This is a genomic window from Vibrio sp. SS-MA-C1-2, assembly GCF_021513135.1.
Lineage (GTDB): Bacteria > Pseudomonadota > Gammaproteobacteria > Enterobacterales > Vibrionaceae.
In genome coordinates this window covers 2,136,190-2,152,185 of the sequence record NZ_CP090981.1, presented here as the reverse complement: position 1 = coordinate 2,152,185, position 15,996 = coordinate 2,136,190, and the positions used below count along the sequence as shown (strand labels likewise).

Below are 15,996 nucleotides of genomic sequence, written 5' to 3'. Positions count from 1 at the left end.
ATAATCCCAGTATTGAAATAGGTATCTAAATATTGATTAAATACTTTGCTATATCTTCATTATAGTCGAATGATTAACGATAAATTAAAATAGTTGGACATAATAACCCATTGTTTAATGATTATTAACTCATTTTCTGGTTTGTTTTAAACATCTTTAATTTCAAATATGGAATCGTAGATTATGACTTAATTATGACAGTGTGAGAATGGCACTATTTGTTGTCATTTACTCTCAGTTTAAGAGGCTAGGTTGTTGATTGTATTTATTTTAGTTTATACACTTCTTAATTGAATTCGCTAGGTTGTTGGCTGTACTCGTTCACCCCAATCATATAGTACATCTATATTCATGGAGCCTCATTCGCTTGACGCCTACTAGCAACTTCAATTACTTTAGGCATAGATACTAATAGGGGCGTGTCTACTTTTTCTTGCTCGTTATTCAAATGACTTAATGTATATAAAAAAACTCCAACCCTAGTGGTTAACTAGTGATTGGAGTTTTTTAATTTATAGCAACAGTCCATCATCAAATGAGCAAAGCTATGATTAATCGATGTTAAAGCTTTTTAGAATCGTTATTATTGTACTTTTTCACCACTTTCGATAACCGTTTTTCTTACGATATCGGTAAATGCAACCGCTTCATCAATGATCTCTTGTTCATTAACAGTTAGCATTTTACGATCTTCCATTAAGATCTTGCCATCAACGATAGTATGTTTTACGTTTCCTGCATTTGCAGAATAAACAAGTGCTGAATATGGGTTATACATTGGTGTCATATTCGCTGATTTTGTATCGATAACAATAATATCAGCCAATTTACCTACTTCTAGAGAGCCAATTTTATCTTCCATATGAAGGGCTTTAGCTGCCCCCATTGTTGCCATATCAATGACTTTAATTGGTGGCATGGCAGCACGATCTTTATTTACAAGCTTATGAACTTTGGCTACCTGATTGAATTCATCAATAGTACTTAATGAATTTCCAGACATTGGACCGTCTGTGCCTAAGCCGATTCGAACATCTTGATCGTACATTGAAAGAGCGGGGGATACACCTTTTGCTGATTTAATGTTGGCACTCATATTATGGGCGACACCCATATCAGATGCTTTAACTAATTTAATATCAGCTTGATCAACCAGTATCATATGCGCGCCGATTAATTTATCATTCAACGCACCAATGCTATCCATATAAGCAACGGGTGAAAGGCCACCAGAACGCTCAGATATTTTTTCTACTTCACGATGAGATTCAGCTAAATGGATCATAACAGGGACGTCCATTTCAGTTGAAAGCTTAGCAATCTTTTGAAGGATTTCGGTGGTATTGGTATACGGGGCATGAGGAGCGAAAGCAGGAGTTATACGAGGGTGATCTTTGTACTCTTCAATGAAATTTAATGCGTAAGCGATACCAGCCTCTGCATTCTCAGCATCAGCGACAGGGAATTTAATGACCGATTCACCTAGGATTGCTCGCATACCGATTTTATCAACGGTTTTTGCTACTTCATCCTCAAAATAGTACATATCAGCATAAGTTGTTACACCGCCTTTTACCATTTCAACGTTACCCAGATTAGCCCCAATACGAACCATATCTCGAGAAACTAATTTCGCTTCAAGAGGGAAAATATAACGATGTAAGCGATCGGGTACATCATCCGCTAACGAACGAAATACCGTCATTGATACGTGAGTATGGGTATTAATTAATCCTGGCATGACAATATCGCCATCAACATCAAGAAGCTTTTTTGCTTGATATTGTTTCGCTAATGCTTCATCACCAACAGCAATAATCTTATTATCTTTTACTACTACAGTACCGTGAGTGAATGTCTCTTTGGTGTTATTCATTGTGAGTACTGTGGCATCTGTGATCATAAGATCAACTTGCTCAGCAGCATTTGCATTCAATCCACAAAATGAGCTTGCTGCAATAGCAAATGATAAAAAGGTGCGTTTGAAATTCATAGCAATATTCCCTGATTTTTATTTTTATTACATTGCACATAGAAAAATCCTATGAACAATAATTCATAGGGATATTACTGACTTTATCTAAAAATAGAAATAGAGATTGAGCAGATAAGAGAGAAGAGTATCATATCAAAATAGAAAGTGTGATCTTGCTTATGAATTTAATCACTGATTAAAATAGAACTTGACGATAAATTACATTAATGTGGTTAATATTTCGACTGATTACTAATCTCCTCTTGATACCGCTAAGTTGATGACGACCCCAATCATATAGAATATCGATACTTATGGGGTCTTACTGATTTCTGCTACTAGCAACTTCAATAACTTTAGATTAAATGTAAATTGAGAATGAATAAATACGATTATTGAAATTTACGATGAGCATCTAAAGCAAGGCCTAAACCTACACTACCGAATTTATCGCCACTGACAATTTCAATATCAGGAAATATTTGATGTACTAATTGATTAATAACAGGGATAAAAGTAGAACCACCGGTCATAAAGACTTTAGTGATATTATTCTTTTTTAGTCCGGCTTGTTGGATAGTCTCAAGTATTTTATTTTTAATCTCATTGAGATCACGATTAATCGCTGACTCAAACTGCTCACGTTTGATGTTTGTTTGAAAACCTTGCTCTATATAATTTAAAGAGAGGTTTGCTTGTACATTGTTTGTTAAATTAAATTTCAATGCTTCGACATCTAAAGCAAGACGGTGCCCATCTTTTTGATTAATCAGCTTTAATAAACGATCTAATTGCTTCCTATCCGTAGTTTTTAAAAGTAATGCTTTTATTTCATTTGCAATCTTTGGTTCATATAAGAAATGAATTCGGTGCCAAGTTGCAAGATCAATAAAATATTTAGATGGCATCTCTATGGTTTTGACAAATTTATCTTCTTCAGATAATCCAAATAATCCTGATTTAGGTAATTTTCCTGAATCAGAAATAAGTTGGCTTTTATAGCCAAAATCGGGAAGGATCGCATTTAAACTCAACTGTTTATCAAAATCGGTTCCACCAATATGAATACCATCATTGGCGAGAATATCCGATTTTCTATCATCTAGTTTAGATCTTTCTGGCGAGATACGAACAATTGAAAAGTCAGAGGTACCACCACCTAAATCGATGATCATCGCAATTTCTTCTTTATTAATCGTATTTTCGTAATCAAGCGCTGCGGCAATTGGTTCGAATTGGAGTTGAACTTGATCAAAGCCAGCAGCTTTAGCCGCCGTCACTAATGCTAATTCAGCGGATTTATCTGCTTCTTGATTACCATCGACAAAGTAAACCGGACGACCTAAAACGACTTGATTAAATTGGTGGCCACTTTGCTTTTCTGCTCTTGTCTTCAGTTCAGATAGAAAAGATTCAATAATCGCGGTAAAGGGGAGAAGTTGACCACGAATTTGAGTTTTTTCATGCATTAAGGGTGTACCGAGAACACTTTTTAAAGAACGTAATAAACGCCCAAACTCACCTTCGGTATATTCATTAATGGCTTCTCGGCCAAAAAATTGTTCACCATCTTCAAAACTATAAAAAATAGCACTTGGAAGGGTATTCTTTCCTTCTTCAACTGGAATTAATGAAAATTGAGAAGTTGCATTGCTGTTGTTTAAAAAACTACCAATTGTAGAGTTTGATGTACCAAAATCTAAGCCACAATATTTTGTCATAATTTATTCTACTTATATAAACATATTAAATCCAGTTGTCTATTTTCGAGTATTATATACCCGTGATACTTGAAGTTGTTAGGTTGTTGTCTGTGTTCGTTCGCCGTAATTATAGAGTATATCTATACTCATGGAGCTCAATCACTTGCTGCCTAATACCAACTCCAATTACTTTGAGTATAACGGTTTATCATTAAATAATTAACTCCTCAATTATTTAATGATAGATTTCTTTTTTATCACCTGTACTCGTTCATCATAATAACTAGTGCACTATAACTTTATATGTTGTATGCAAATAATCAATAAGCAAATGGTTGTTTGTATATAAAACAAACAACCTGGAAAGTGGAAAAAATGAAAACCGCTTAATAACAAGCAGTCAGTGAGGAAAATCATTACAAATATTACAAATAAAAGTATAATCAGTCGTCCATATTTAAGAATAAAGATAAACAGTAATGAAGCCTCACGCTATTCAAAAACTACATGCCAATAGACTCGCTATTTCAAAAAAACCATTTAGAGCGAGAGGGGCTAAATTAATTCGTTGCCCTTTGTGTATGCTTAAACCTGATTTCTGTTTATGCCAATATCGTCAAACAGTTGAATGTAATGCCGCGGTTATTTTATTAATGCATGATAATGAAGTGTTAAAACCGAGTAATACTGGTCGTTTAATTGCTGATAATATTGAAGAAACTTATGCTTTTATATGGTCCAGAACTAAGCCTGATCAGATGTTATTAAATTTATTACAGAATTCTGAATATCAGCCTTTTCTTGTTTTTCCTGGTGAATATGCGGTTGAACAAACAGTTATTTCTAACGTTGAAAGAGAGCCGAACAAGAAACCCCTATTTATATTACTGGATGGTAGCTGGCGTGAGGCACGTAAAATATTCCATAAAAGTTCATATTTACGTGATTTACCGATTCTTTCTATTACTCCACAGGAAATTTCTCGTTATAAAATGAGATCCGCTTCTCATGATAATCAGCTTGCTACAGCAGAAGTCGCTGCTATCGTGCTATCTTTGGCGAATGAACAAAAAGCGGCAGATCAATTAAACTTGTGGTTTGACTGCTTTAAAGAGAGATATATTGCCGGGAAGATGAGTCGTCAACTTCCGGAAGAGTGTTCACTAGATAAGTATGTTGCTTTAACTAACCAAAAATAATAAAAAAGTAGCTGCTTCACAAATTGAACACCCTAAAGTTTAATAACAATTTCAAAATTAGGGATAACCCTAAATTATTTTTAAATGGAGTTTATATGTATTACGGTTTTGATGTCGGTGGAACAAAAATTGAATTTGGTGCATTTGATGAGCAATTAAATCGAGTGGCAACAGAGCGTGTCCCGACACCTACTGATAACTATGATAACTTGGTTAATACCATTGCAGAGCTGGTTAACAAATATGACCAACAATTTGATTGTAAAGGAAGTGTTGGTCTTGGGATCCCTGGGATGACAGATGCTGAAACAGGTTTAGTATTAACGGTTAATGTACCAGCAGCAAGTGATAAGCCATTACAACAGGATCTTGAAAAAGCGATTAATCGACCCGTTAAAATTGAGAATGATGCAAACTGTTTTGCGCTTTCTGAAGCTTGGGATGAAGATTTACAAGGCGTTGATTGTGTTGCTGGTCTTATTCTCGGTACTGGTTTTGGTGGCGGTTTAATTTTTGATGGGCAAGTTTTTTCTGGATCCCATCATGTAGCTGGCGAAGTAGGGCACATGCGTTTACCTATTGATGCTTGGTTCCATCTTGGTGAAAAAGCGCCGTTATTTTCTTGTGGATGTGGAAACAAAGGCTGTATGGATAATTATCTTTCTGGCCGTGGTTTTGAACAACTGTATCTACACTATTATGGCGAAAAGTTATCGGCTATTGAGATCATTACAAAACAGGCTGAGGGTGAAGAAAAAGCAGTAGAACATGTTGATCGCTTTATGGAGTTGGTGTCGATCTGTTTTGCAAATCTCTTTACTGCATTAGATCCTGATGTTGTGGTGTTGGGTGGCGGTTTATCTAATTACGAACTACTTTATCAAGAAGTTCCAACTCGTATGCAGAAACATCTTTTATCTGTGGCTAAACCACCTAAGCTGATTAAAGCAAAGCATGGTGATTCAGGTGGTGTTCGTGGTGCTGCATTCCTAAATATTAAATAATGCTTTATGAATGATTAAGTAATAAACATTTTTTAAATAGACCGAAAATAATTGGAGTTGCTAGTAGGCGAAGAAACGACCTAGTCGCTTCAAATATTAAAGGTATAGCGACGCTATAAGCACCTGAATAATTACGTTTATCGTAGAGATTAAGGTGTTTTTTTATTGAGGATTGAAAAATGGCTGAGCAAAAAATACGTTGTCCTTGGTTAGATTTAAGTAAAGAAGATTACGTCCACTACCATGATACCGAATGGGGTGTACCAATTTATGATGATCAAACTTTATTTGAGTACCTAACTCTTGAGTCAGCGCAAGCAGGGTTAAGTTGGTATACGATTTTAAAGAAACGTGAAAACTATCGCACCGCATTTGCTAATTTTGATCCTATTGAAGTCGCTGAATTTGACCAAGAGAAAGTTGAAGAGCTACTCCAAAATAGTGGTATCGTTCGGCATCGTCAGAAAATCAATGCCGCTATTCATAATGCTAAATTAGTTTTAGAGATTCAAAAAGAGCATGGTTCTCTTTCTGACTTTTTATGGGGATTTGTTGACCATAAAGTGATTATTCGACACTCTAATACCCTTGAAGATTATCAAGTTGCAACGACACCAGAGTCAGATAAGTTGTTTAAAGCATTAAAAAAGCGAGGTTTTAAATTTTTAGGTTCCACAACGGTTTATGCCTTTATGCAAGCCTGCGGTATGGTGAATGATCATAGTAAAGACTGTTATAGGCGTAATCAAGTGGTAAACAAATCGAATAATTGAACGATGATTAATGTTCGATATTAAAAGTTTAGCACTAAACTGTAGATGTAGAAAAAGCCAGTGGAATTAACTTTTAACTAGAAAGAGAAAAGTTCCACTGGCTTTTTTATTCGAAAAAATTCAGCTAAATTAAATTCGACCTTCTAACGGAATAATAGTGACAAAATCCCCGACGTCTGCATTCGCTTGTTCCGGTTTAACTTCAATTAAGCAGTTTGCTTCGGACATTGAGCGTAAAATCCCCGATCCTTGTTGACCGGTCGTTTTCACCTCAAGTTGGCCATTGCCATTAATGAAGTAGATACCGCGGCTATATTCTGTACGGCCGGGACGAGAACGGATAAATTCACCGGCTTTTGCCAAAAAGGTCTCAGGCTGCCAATTGTTTAAACCTTGTAATTTACGAATAGCCGGTTCAACAAATTGTAGCATCGTCACCATGACCGCAACGGGATTTCCGGGTAAACCAAAGAAAGGGGTTTTATCGGTTGAGCCTAGCTTACCAAATGCTAAAGGGCGACCGGGGCGCATATTGATACGCCAAAAATCGATACTGCCAAGCTGGTTTAGTGCTGACTTAATATAATCGGCATTACCAACAGAAACCCCACCAGATGAGATCACGAGATCAGCTTGCTCTGATGCTTGTTGTAAGGTATCGATTAAACTCTTCTCGGTATCTTCAATGATGCCAAAATCAATGACCTGACAACCAAGGCGGTTTAACATTCCAGTGACAGTGTAACGGTTTGAGTCAAAGATGCAGTTTTTTTCTAACGGTGTCCCCGGAGCTTGAACTTCATCACCAGTCGAGAAAATTGCAACTTTAATCGGTGCAAAGATTGCAACTTGATTAATTCCAAGGGAGGCAATTAATCCTGCTTCAGCAGAAGATATTTTACTGTTTCTGGCGACAGCAACTTCATTGATCGCTAAATCTTCACCCGCTAAACGAACATTTTGACCCGCTTTTATTTTGCCTTTTGCAGCAGAGAAGTTGACTTGATTATCAATTTTCTCAGACTGCTCACGCATAATAACGGTTCCTGCACCTTTAGGTACAGGTGCCCCTGTCATGATCTGAACGGCTTCGCCCTCATTTAATTCACCGTCATAACTATGACCCGCTAACACCTCTGCGACAACAGTGAAAGAGGGAAGATCGATATCTTCATTACGAATAGCGTAACCATCCATTGCTGAATTATTATGCTGTGGAACATTAATTGGCGATAAAATGTTTTTTGCTGATACCTGTCCAATGCTGGAGATAAGATCCACTTCTGTTGCTGTTTCAGGTAAAGTAATTTCAGCAAGAATTTTACTTAATCCTTCATCAACAGAAAGAAAACCGGCAGTAAATGGATCAACATTTGTCTGATCACTTGGTTCTACTGGTGCTGAGATAACATTGTGAGTAATAAAATCAGCGATAGCGTCAACGTCATTAATATCAATTAAAGGGAGTTTTTTTGAATTGGATGATGTGTCCAACGTTGTTTGAGTCGCTAATTCTGTTGCAATGGCAATAATATTTTTATCATCTGGATAAATCCAAGGTTTACCAATGACATCACGATGAAGTTCAATTTTTGGGAAGTTAAGTTTCTTAAATCCTTCAATTAATACCAAATCTAAATCTTGATGATCAAGCTGACCCAATAAGCTATTAAGATCAGCTTCAGTATCAGGTGTCTCACTAATTAATGCGTTGCGATAACGTGAAGAGATCAACATTTGATCTGCGCCTGCTTTACGTAAACGGTAACTATCCTTACCATCTTGATCGATATCGAAGTCATGATGGGCATGTTTAATCACAGCAAGTTTTAGATTTTTATTACGTAAAACAGGGATTAATTGCTCTAATAACGTTGTTTTACCTGTGCCGCTATAGGCAGCAAAACCGACAATCGGTGTTTGAGATATCATGATAAGTTTCCGTATTTCGAAATGTCATCCATTGAATTTAGGTTAATAAATGCATTTGGTTGGTCTGAGAAATCGACTTCTACTGTATTGCAATCTTTATAGAGTAGGATAATCTTTCGGTCTCCGCGTTGTAAAAAAGCATCTAACTTACTAAAAACACGGCGATGGAATAGGGTGACAACCGGTTGAATATATTGGCCATCATGGGCAACCGCAATATCCGTCTCTTCATGACAGGCATTAACCATTCGTGATACTAGATCAACGGGAAGGTTAGGGCAGTCGCAAGGAACAAATCCAACCCAGTCAGTATCAATTTTTTGTAGTGCTGCATGAATACCACCTAGTGGACCAGGATAACCTTCAAACTGATCATGAAATACTGTGGCATATTGACGATATTGTTCTATATTTCGATTTGCATTGATGAAAATATTATCGGTTTGTGGGGAAAGTGAATTTATCACATGTTGAATAAAAGGCTGACCATTTAATTTGACCAACCCTTTATCGTTACCGCCCATTCGTGTTGCTTGTCCACCAGCTAGGATTACCCAGCTAGTCTGTTCAGCCGTAGGCATAATTCTTTCCTTTAATTATTTGCAGATCAGGTTTCTGAATAAGTACTTTATTTTCCAATATTAAATGTTGTTTACAAAGATCTGTCAAAGCATTTTGTTGATGACTGGTAATGATAATACTTGTTCCTTGGTTAAGCAGGTCTTTTACCAAGTCAACATGACCAACAATGGACTCTTCATCAAGATTTGCGCTAGGTTCATCCATCAATAAAACAGAGGGTTTCAATACCCATGCCCTAGCCATGGCAACACGTTGACGTTCTCCACCGGAAAGAACAGAGATATGTTCATTAGCAAATGATTCTAAGTGAACCAATTTTAAGCTGTTTAATGCCATGATATAAGTTTGCTGTTTGTTCATATTAGTGAACTTGAGACCATAACGAACATTATCTAACACTGTGCCATCAAATAAGTAAGGACTCTGATGCATATAAATCACTTGTTGTTGCAAAGTGTTAGAGCGGTATTTTTGATACCATTTTTGATGCAAAGTGCCTTTAACTCTACCAGTAGTTGGTTTAATAATGCCGGCTAGAATTTTTAATAATGTCGTTTTACCAACGCCGTTTGCTCCATTGAGATAGGTTGCAATGCCAGATTGAAGTTCTAATGATTCAATATTAAAAAGTAAACGTTGTCCAAACTGCTTAGAAATATCTTGGGCATTTAAATTAACTAAATGTGTTTTACTCATAACAGATCCAAATTAATTACTCTTTAAATAACCCTTTCCACGGGCAATAGAAAGGACTAAATTTAAAACTAGCGCAAGAATTAATAACACTATTCCTAACGCAACACCTTGTGCAAAGGAGCCTTTTTGACTCTCCAATGCGATAGCAGTAGGGATGTTTCGTGTACTCCCTAACAAATTACCTCCCACCATCATTGAGCTACCAACCTCGGTAATTATTCGACTAAAAGCAAAAATAACAGCAGCCAGAAGTGGAAATCGGTATTCCCATAACAATTTTTTCAATGCCTGAATGTTAGAGGCGCCTAACGTTTTTGCTGTCTCCCAAACTCGTTGATCACTATTCTGGAATACGGCATGACTCATCGAGACAATAATCGGGAAGCTAATGAGCATCTGCCCAAAAATCATCGCTTTTTGGGTAAATAACCAATGCCAATCACCCAAAGGACCAGAACGAGATAACAACATATAGAGTAGCAGACCGATAACAACTGTGGGTACAGATTGCAAGGTGGTAACTAACGTGAGTAAAATGGTATGACCAAAAAATTTAAATCGAGCAAGTAAAAATCCAAGTAGCGTTCCTGGAATTAAGACAAGGGCAATTGATAACAAAGAAACTGAAAAAGAGACGGCCACAATGCTCCATAAGTCGTGATCGCCGCTAAAAAGTAGATTTATCGCTTCTTTGGTCGTATCCATAATACTCATTGTTAACTACCTTTTACTTAGCATTAGCATTTGCGGTAAACAACTTCTGTCCTTTGACTTTATAGTTATTGATAATCGCTTGTGCCTCATTACCGACTAACCAGTCACTTAAGGCTCGAGCACCTTTAGTATTAAGTGAAGGATATAACTTAGGATTAACTATAATAACTTGATATGGATTAAAGAGTGCTTTATCACCTTCAACCATTAATTCTAAATCTAATTTATCTTGATAGGCGAGCCAGGTTCCACGGTCTGTTAAAGTATAGCCCTGAAATTCAGAGGTCATAATTAATACTGGCCCCATACCTTGACCTGCTGAACGATATTGGTCAAAGTCAGGTTTAATATTAAGTTTAGACCAGAGATTCAGTTCTTTTTTATTGGTGCCTGAATCATCACCTCGAGAAACAAAGATAGAGTCACTATTAGCTATGGCTTTTAATGCCGCAGTTGCATTGTGTGTATCTTTGATTTTTGCAGGATCATTGTTCGGTCCAACAATAATGAAATCGTTATACATCAGCTGGCGCGGTAAGATACCAAAGCCATCATCAATAAATTTTTGTTCTGCTTTAGGGGCATGAGTCATCACTAAATCAACATCACCACTTTCACCCATTTTCAAGCTTTTTCCTGTACCTTGAGCAAAAATTTGAACCTTATAACCCGTCTCATTTTCAAAAGTGGGGAATAGGTGCTCTAATAATCCAGAATGGTAAGTACTGGTGGTTGTAGCGAGACGAATAATTGAATTATCATTCGCAAAACTGGAAAAAGAGCAGAGCAAAGAGGTGACAATACCAATTTTGACTAATTTTTTAAACATGATAGATCCTTAATGGAGAGTAGATAATATAATGCTTTACTCGAGAAGAATATTGATGTTGAAAAAGTAACCCATTGTTTATTAATGGGTTACTTAAGTATTCAATTCATTTTTATTTCTCGGTATTGCCTTTGACATCAAAATTCATATTCTCATGTCCAGTAAAGACCTGAAAACGATGACCTTTTGCACGAGCAATAATGGTAATCCCAAACTGCTGGGCTAAATCTAAACCCATTTGGGTCACACCTGAGCGGGATAGAAGAACAGGTATCCCCATCTGTGCAACTTTAATCACCATTTCTGACGTCAAACGACCGGTGGTATAAAAGATTTTATCTGCCCCTTCTTCACCATTGAGCCACATTTCTCCAGCTAAAGTATCAACTGCATTATGGCGACCAACATCTTCAACAAAAGAGACGATAGATGTGTCTCTACAGACTGCACAACCATGCACAGCTCCTGCTGCTTTATAAGTATCATTATGATGCGTTAATGCTTCTAATAGTTCGTAAAGTTTAGATTGTAATATTTTAACTTGAGGAACTTTATAACCTTCAAGTTGCTTCATCACATTTCCATACATGGTGCCTTGACCACAACCAGAGGTGACGGTTTTCTTTTCTAACTTTTTTTCTACATCTTGAGTCTTTTCACTAGTAATGACCGCAGCTGAAGAGCTATCCCAATCAATAATGATTGATTCGATTGCATCAATATCTTTAATAAAATGTTGGTTTTTTAAATAACCTAATACTAAAGTGGCTGGACGAGACCCCAACGTCATTAATGTAACAACCTCGACCCAATTTAAATAAACGGTTAAGGGACGTTCGCAGGCAATTTCTCTTGTTAATATTTCACCATACTCATCCATGACGTCGACAGAGAGAGTTTGGGTCGGAGAGTCTGTTGCCATTAAAATTTTAAGATTTCGCTTAGTCATAGCAGTTTTTACCTAGTGAATTTAATAGATAGTCTATAGATAATAGACACTTATAATAATAAGACAACAATTTGTTATTAATATTGTTAAGAATACGATGAAAATAATCTTTAAAATTTGATTATTTGTTAGTGAATCAATTCTATAAGGAAAATTTATACAAACAAATAGCTTACCCATTAATAGAGTTTAAACTCTATATTTGTCGGGGTGTACAATGGTGTTCATAGTGAAATACCTTTCAAGTCAGTGGCTTGAAGGTAACAAAATCATTTTCATTTACTCACATTTAGGTATTTTGCTTGAATACGTACTCTTTATATTGTTATTTGTTTGCTTTGCATCAAATAAATTCACACTGCTAGTTATTAAGATCAACAAATCTGTGTAATCATTAACTATACTCAATTTGAATTAACTTTTTATTCGATTTGTCATGTTTCTTTATCAACGCGTACTGATTTGTAACTTATGATCTAACAAATTAATTCAATTCATCATATGCAATCTAACATTGAGGAAATAATAAGTGAGTAATCAATTAGATTTTGATAAAAATGCGCTGATAAAAAGTGAGAGCATTTGGTCAATTAAGTTTGATATTGTGGGTATCGAATCAATTGTTGGGAAATGGGCATCTTGGAATTGGTCTATTGAGAATGTTTCTCTTTATCAGCCAGAGGATAAAGTTCTATTTCTTGAGCAACTTACTCATCTTCATCAAACATCCACGGAAGAGAATAGGTGTACAACAACGTATTGTTTAGAGCTTGAACTTCACCGTGATGAACGTACTGATTATCGTTTTAATTTAAGTTCACAACATCCGACTCTTTTTATTCCTTGTTTTGAGGAAGAGGAGTTATTTGTCCCAGACTTGGTGACGGTGTCACAAACTAATGCTGCACAATTTCTTGATGCAGATTATCAAGTATTATCAATGCCAATGCCATTACCAATCCAAGCATGGGTCGAGGCCTATATTGGCCGTCATGGTGAATTGCTTGAAATGGGACGTAAAAAGAAAAAAGGTAAGGGGCGTTCTAGTGGAAAATAATGAAGGCTCATTTTTATCTCGTTGGTCGCAACGGAAATTACAACCTAAAGAGCAAGAAAATAAGGATGTAGATGAAAATGTTCACGCTGAAGTCAATGAAATTAATGACCAGATAACGACTGAATTCAATCACTCTGATCAGCGTTTAATTAACGATAGTGAAATTGAATTAAATAATAATCAAAGCTTAATTCAAAACCAAGTCATTAATATCGAGAATGACAAGGATAATGATTCTCAATTAAACTCAAGAGTTGAGAATCCTTCCGAATTAAATATAAATAATTCGGAAAATGAACAAGAAATAGATGAAGAAGCGCTCTCTCGTTCAATCGAAAATATAGATGAATCATCAAATGTCAGTGATTTTCTCGTTGCAGGAGTCAGTCAGGCATTAAAAAAAGCCGCATTGAGAAAAGTATTCCATCAATCTGCTTATAACTTTAGAGACGGATTAAATGAGTATGATGATGATTACACGACATTAAAAAAATTACCGGCGGATGTTTCTGAGCGACTTAAAAATATGCTTAAGGCGCAAACTGATGAGAATGAACGCTCAAATAATCTGGCTACAGAAGTTATCGATGATGAATCAGAATTAATCGTTAATGACTCTGAGAGCAGCATCATGAATGAAAACAATAATGAAGATACTAGCGTAGAAGAACATAGCGATGTTGTTGCTCAATCAGAAGAGGGGGAATTTGAGGCCAGTTCTGATCTTGACATTGATTTAGAACTTGAAGCGCGACCAGAAAAAGAATTACCCACGCAAAGTCCAAATGTGATGGATGAAAAAGTATTACAACCTCATCAATCTGTAGATGAAAATTTAGCGCAGCCTGAACAAGAAGATCAACTTGCTCCGCTGCAACATGATGATTTAGGTGATAGGAATAATCAATAATGAAATACGATATATTTGACCAATTTACATGTCAAAATGGAATCGCTAGAAAAGAAGCTTTCGCCAAAACAGTTGAAGTTTCAAATTTGATCCCACCGACAGTCAGTTACGATAGCCATGGGCATTTGGTTATCATTGGTAAAGAGTCTGAAATACTTACCGTTGCAAAACAAGTTGAAGGCTTAAATTCAATAACTTTATTAAGTACCGAGAAAGCAGAACTGCCTGAACAAGTGACTGAAAACACTTTTTCTACCTTTTACAGTAATAATATTGAAGTTGCTGGTTACCTAGGTAACTTTAGCGTTAAGTGTATGCTGGAAAACGCGATTATCGGCAGTGCAAACCTAGCGGAAGTTGCAATTAATAGAAAACAGTTCGATGTGATAATCGATCTCTCTGAAAAGCCAATGATTGCACTACCTGTTGCTCCAATTGGTTATTACCATATCGCAGCAGAAAGTGAACAGTTAGCGGATGTTATTGAATCTGTTTCTGGATTAATCGGTGAGTTTGATAAGCCAAAATATTTCCAATTAAATAGTGACATTTGTGCTCATAACTCTCGTGGTGTTAAGGGCTGTACACGATGCTTATCGGTTTGTCCTGCGGGTGCAATCAGTTCTGATGATTTCTCAATCAACATTGATCCTTTTTTATGTCAGGGTGTGGGAACTTGCGCAACAGCTTGTCCGACAGAGGCGATCAGTTATGCACTACCCGAAGCATTACAATCTCAGCACTACCTTTTTAATCTATTAAATAATTATCGTGCTAGTCATGGTCAATCACCCTCGATCCTTTTCTTTGGTCAAGAAGATCTTGAACAGGTCAATACGTTTTTAGCGACCGCCTCTACCTCTATTCTGCCTATTGCATTAGAAGAAGTGGGATCTGTAGGTCTTGATACTTGGTTAACGGCACTCCTTTATGGTGCAGAACAAGTCACTTTAGCTAAAACTGCCACTGTTCCTGCTAGTATTTATGACATTTTAACCAGTGAAGTTGAAATTGCACAGTCTATGTTGTCACACGTCAATATCGATACGAATCGTATTGGATTTGTCGGTTTAGATGAAATTCAAACCGTAGAAGCAATTAATTGGAAAGTCAGTAGTGACAAATCATTAGGAAATAAACGTGAACGTATTTTTGATGCTTTAGATCAAATTGCTGCAGACCATTTAGATTTTGAAACGACACCTGAACAGAAGGTATCTCTACTTCCTAATGATGCACCTTATGGCAGTGTCAATATCGAAACTAAAGATTGTACGCTCTGCTTGAGTTGTGTTGCGGTTTGTCCAACAAGAGCCATTCATGGATTTGATAATCAACATGGTTTGCAGTTTGTTGAACAAGATTGTATTCAGTGTGGGCTTTGTGAATCAGCTTGTCCTGAAAAAGTGATTACCCTTGAACCTCGTTTGGTGTGGGATCGCCAAGAGCGTCAAGAGCCAAGAGTGATTCACAAAGAACCCGCTGCTGAATGTTTGACATGTGGTAAGCCTTTTGCTCCAGCCTCTTTAATCGATAAATTACAACAAAAATTAGCCGGGCACAGCCACTTTAAAGATGATGCTATTAAACGTATTGCGATGTGTGAAGATTGTCGTGTTAAGGATATCTTCCAAAATATCAATGACAACCCTGAATCACAGTTGGAGATTTAA

The 15,996-nt window shown here is 36.5% G+C and carries 14 protein-coding genes; 6 read left to right on the top strand and 8 right to left on the bottom strand.

Annotated features, from left to right (window positions below; translation table 11 throughout):
* Window positions 1-583 precede the first annotated feature (583 nt).
* Window positions 584-1,993, bottom strand: coding sequence for an amidohydrolase (locus L0B53_RS14200; RefSeq protein ID WP_235060258.1), 1,410 nt, complete (start codon window positions 1,991-1,993; stop codon window positions 584-586).
* Window positions 1,994-2,367: 374 nt separating this feature from the next.
* Window positions 2,368-3,696: an Hsp70 family protein gene (locus L0B53_RS14195; RefSeq protein ID WP_235060257.1), complete on the bottom strand. Its 1,329-nt coding sequence runs from the start codon at window positions 3,694-3,696 to the stop codon at window positions 2,368-2,370.
* A gap of 461 nt (window positions 3,697-4,157) precedes the next feature.
* Between L0B53_RS14195 and L0B53_RS14190 the strand changes: the two genes are divergently transcribed.
* From L0B53_RS14190 to L0B53_RS14180, 3 genes are all read left to right on the top strand, one after another.
* On the top strand, window positions 4,158-4,877 hold the full coding sequence (locus L0B53_RS14190; RefSeq protein WP_235060256.1) for a tRNA-uridine aminocarboxypropyltransferase: 720 nt from the start codon (window positions 4,158-4,160) through the stop codon (window positions 4,875-4,877).
* A 95-nt stretch (window positions 4,878-4,972) separates the two neighbouring features.
* Window positions 4,973-5,881, top strand: coding sequence for an N-acetylglucosamine kinase (nagK, locus tag L0B53_RS14185; RefSeq protein WP_235060255.1), 909 nt, complete (start codon window positions 4,973-4,975; stop codon window positions 5,879-5,881).
* A 179-nt stretch (window positions 5,882-6,060) separates the two neighbouring features.
* A complete protein-coding gene (locus tag L0B53_RS14180) occupies window positions 6,061-6,654 on the top strand; it encodes a DNA-3-methyladenine glycosylase I (protein WP_235060254.1) in 594 nt (197 codons plus the stop codon).
* A 129-nt stretch (window positions 6,655-6,783) separates the two neighbouring features.
* On the opposite strand, the gene L0B53_RS14175 is transcribed toward L0B53_RS14180, so the two are convergent.
* From L0B53_RS14175 to L0B53_RS14150, 6 genes are all read right to left on the bottom strand, one after another.
* Window positions 6,784-8,586 (bottom strand): bifunctional molybdopterin-guanine dinucleotide biosynthesis adaptor protein MobB/molybdopterin molybdotransferase MoeA, encoded by a 1,803-nt coding sequence (locus L0B53_RS14175; RefSeq protein ID WP_235060253.1) that lies wholly within the window; start codon window positions 8,584-8,586, stop codon window positions 6,784-6,786.
* Window positions 8,583-9,167, bottom strand: coding sequence for a molybdenum cofactor guanylyltransferase MobA (gene mobA / locus L0B53_RS14170; protein ID WP_235060252.1), 585 nt, complete (start codon window positions 9,165-9,167; stop codon window positions 8,583-8,585). The genes L0B53_RS14175 and mobA overlap by 4 nt, the downstream gene beginning before the upstream one ends.
* Window positions 9,154-9,864 carry an ATP-binding cassette domain-containing protein gene (locus tag L0B53_RS14165; protein WP_235060251.1) on the bottom strand — a complete coding sequence of 237 codons (711 nt, stop codon included), beginning with the start codon at window positions 9,862-9,864 and terminating at the stop codon, window positions 9,154-9,156. The genes mobA and L0B53_RS14165 overlap by 14 nt, the downstream gene beginning before the upstream one ends.
* 12 nt (window positions 9,865-9,876) lie before the next feature.
* The gene (locus L0B53_RS14160; RefSeq protein ID WP_235060250.1) at window positions 9,877-10,578 is read right to left on the bottom strand and encodes an ABC transporter permease; all 702 of its coding nucleotides are present in this window, start codon (window positions 10,576-10,578) and stop codon (window positions 9,877-9,879) included.
* A gap of 13 nt (window positions 10,579-10,591) precedes the next feature.
* Window positions 10,592-11,407, bottom strand: coding sequence for a substrate-binding domain-containing protein (locus tag L0B53_RS14155; RefSeq protein ID WP_235060249.1), 816 nt, complete (start codon window positions 11,405-11,407; stop codon window positions 10,592-10,594).
* 112 nt (window positions 11,408-11,519) lie between these two features.
* Window positions 11,520-12,356: a formate dehydrogenase accessory sulfurtransferase FdhD gene (locus L0B53_RS14150; RefSeq protein WP_235060248.1), complete on the bottom strand. Its 837-nt coding sequence runs from the start codon at window positions 12,354-12,356 to the stop codon at window positions 11,520-11,522.
* A 529-nt stretch (window positions 12,357-12,885) separates the two neighbouring features.
* Between L0B53_RS14150 and L0B53_RS14145 the strand changes: the two genes are divergently transcribed.
* From L0B53_RS14145 to L0B53_RS14135, 3 genes are read left to right on the top strand one after another with little or no spacing between them, the layout of a single operon-like run.
* Window positions 12,886-13,413, top strand: a complete 528-nt coding sequence (locus L0B53_RS14145; protein WP_409202812.1) for a DUF3305 domain-containing protein — start codon at window positions 12,886-12,888, stop codon at window positions 13,411-13,413.
* Entirely contained in the window at window positions 13,403-14,323 is a 921-nt protein-coding gene (locus L0B53_RS14140; RefSeq protein WP_235060247.1) for a DUF3306 domain-containing protein, read from the top strand. The genes L0B53_RS14145 and L0B53_RS14140 overlap by 11 nt, the downstream gene beginning before the upstream one ends.
* The gene (locus L0B53_RS14135; protein ID WP_235060246.1) at window positions 14,323-15,996 is read left to right on the top strand and encodes a 4Fe-4S dicluster domain-containing protein; all 1,674 of its coding nucleotides are present in this window, start codon (window positions 14,323-14,325) and stop codon (window positions 15,994-15,996) included. Before L0B53_RS14140 ends, L0B53_RS14135 begins: the two co-directional genes overlap by 1 nt.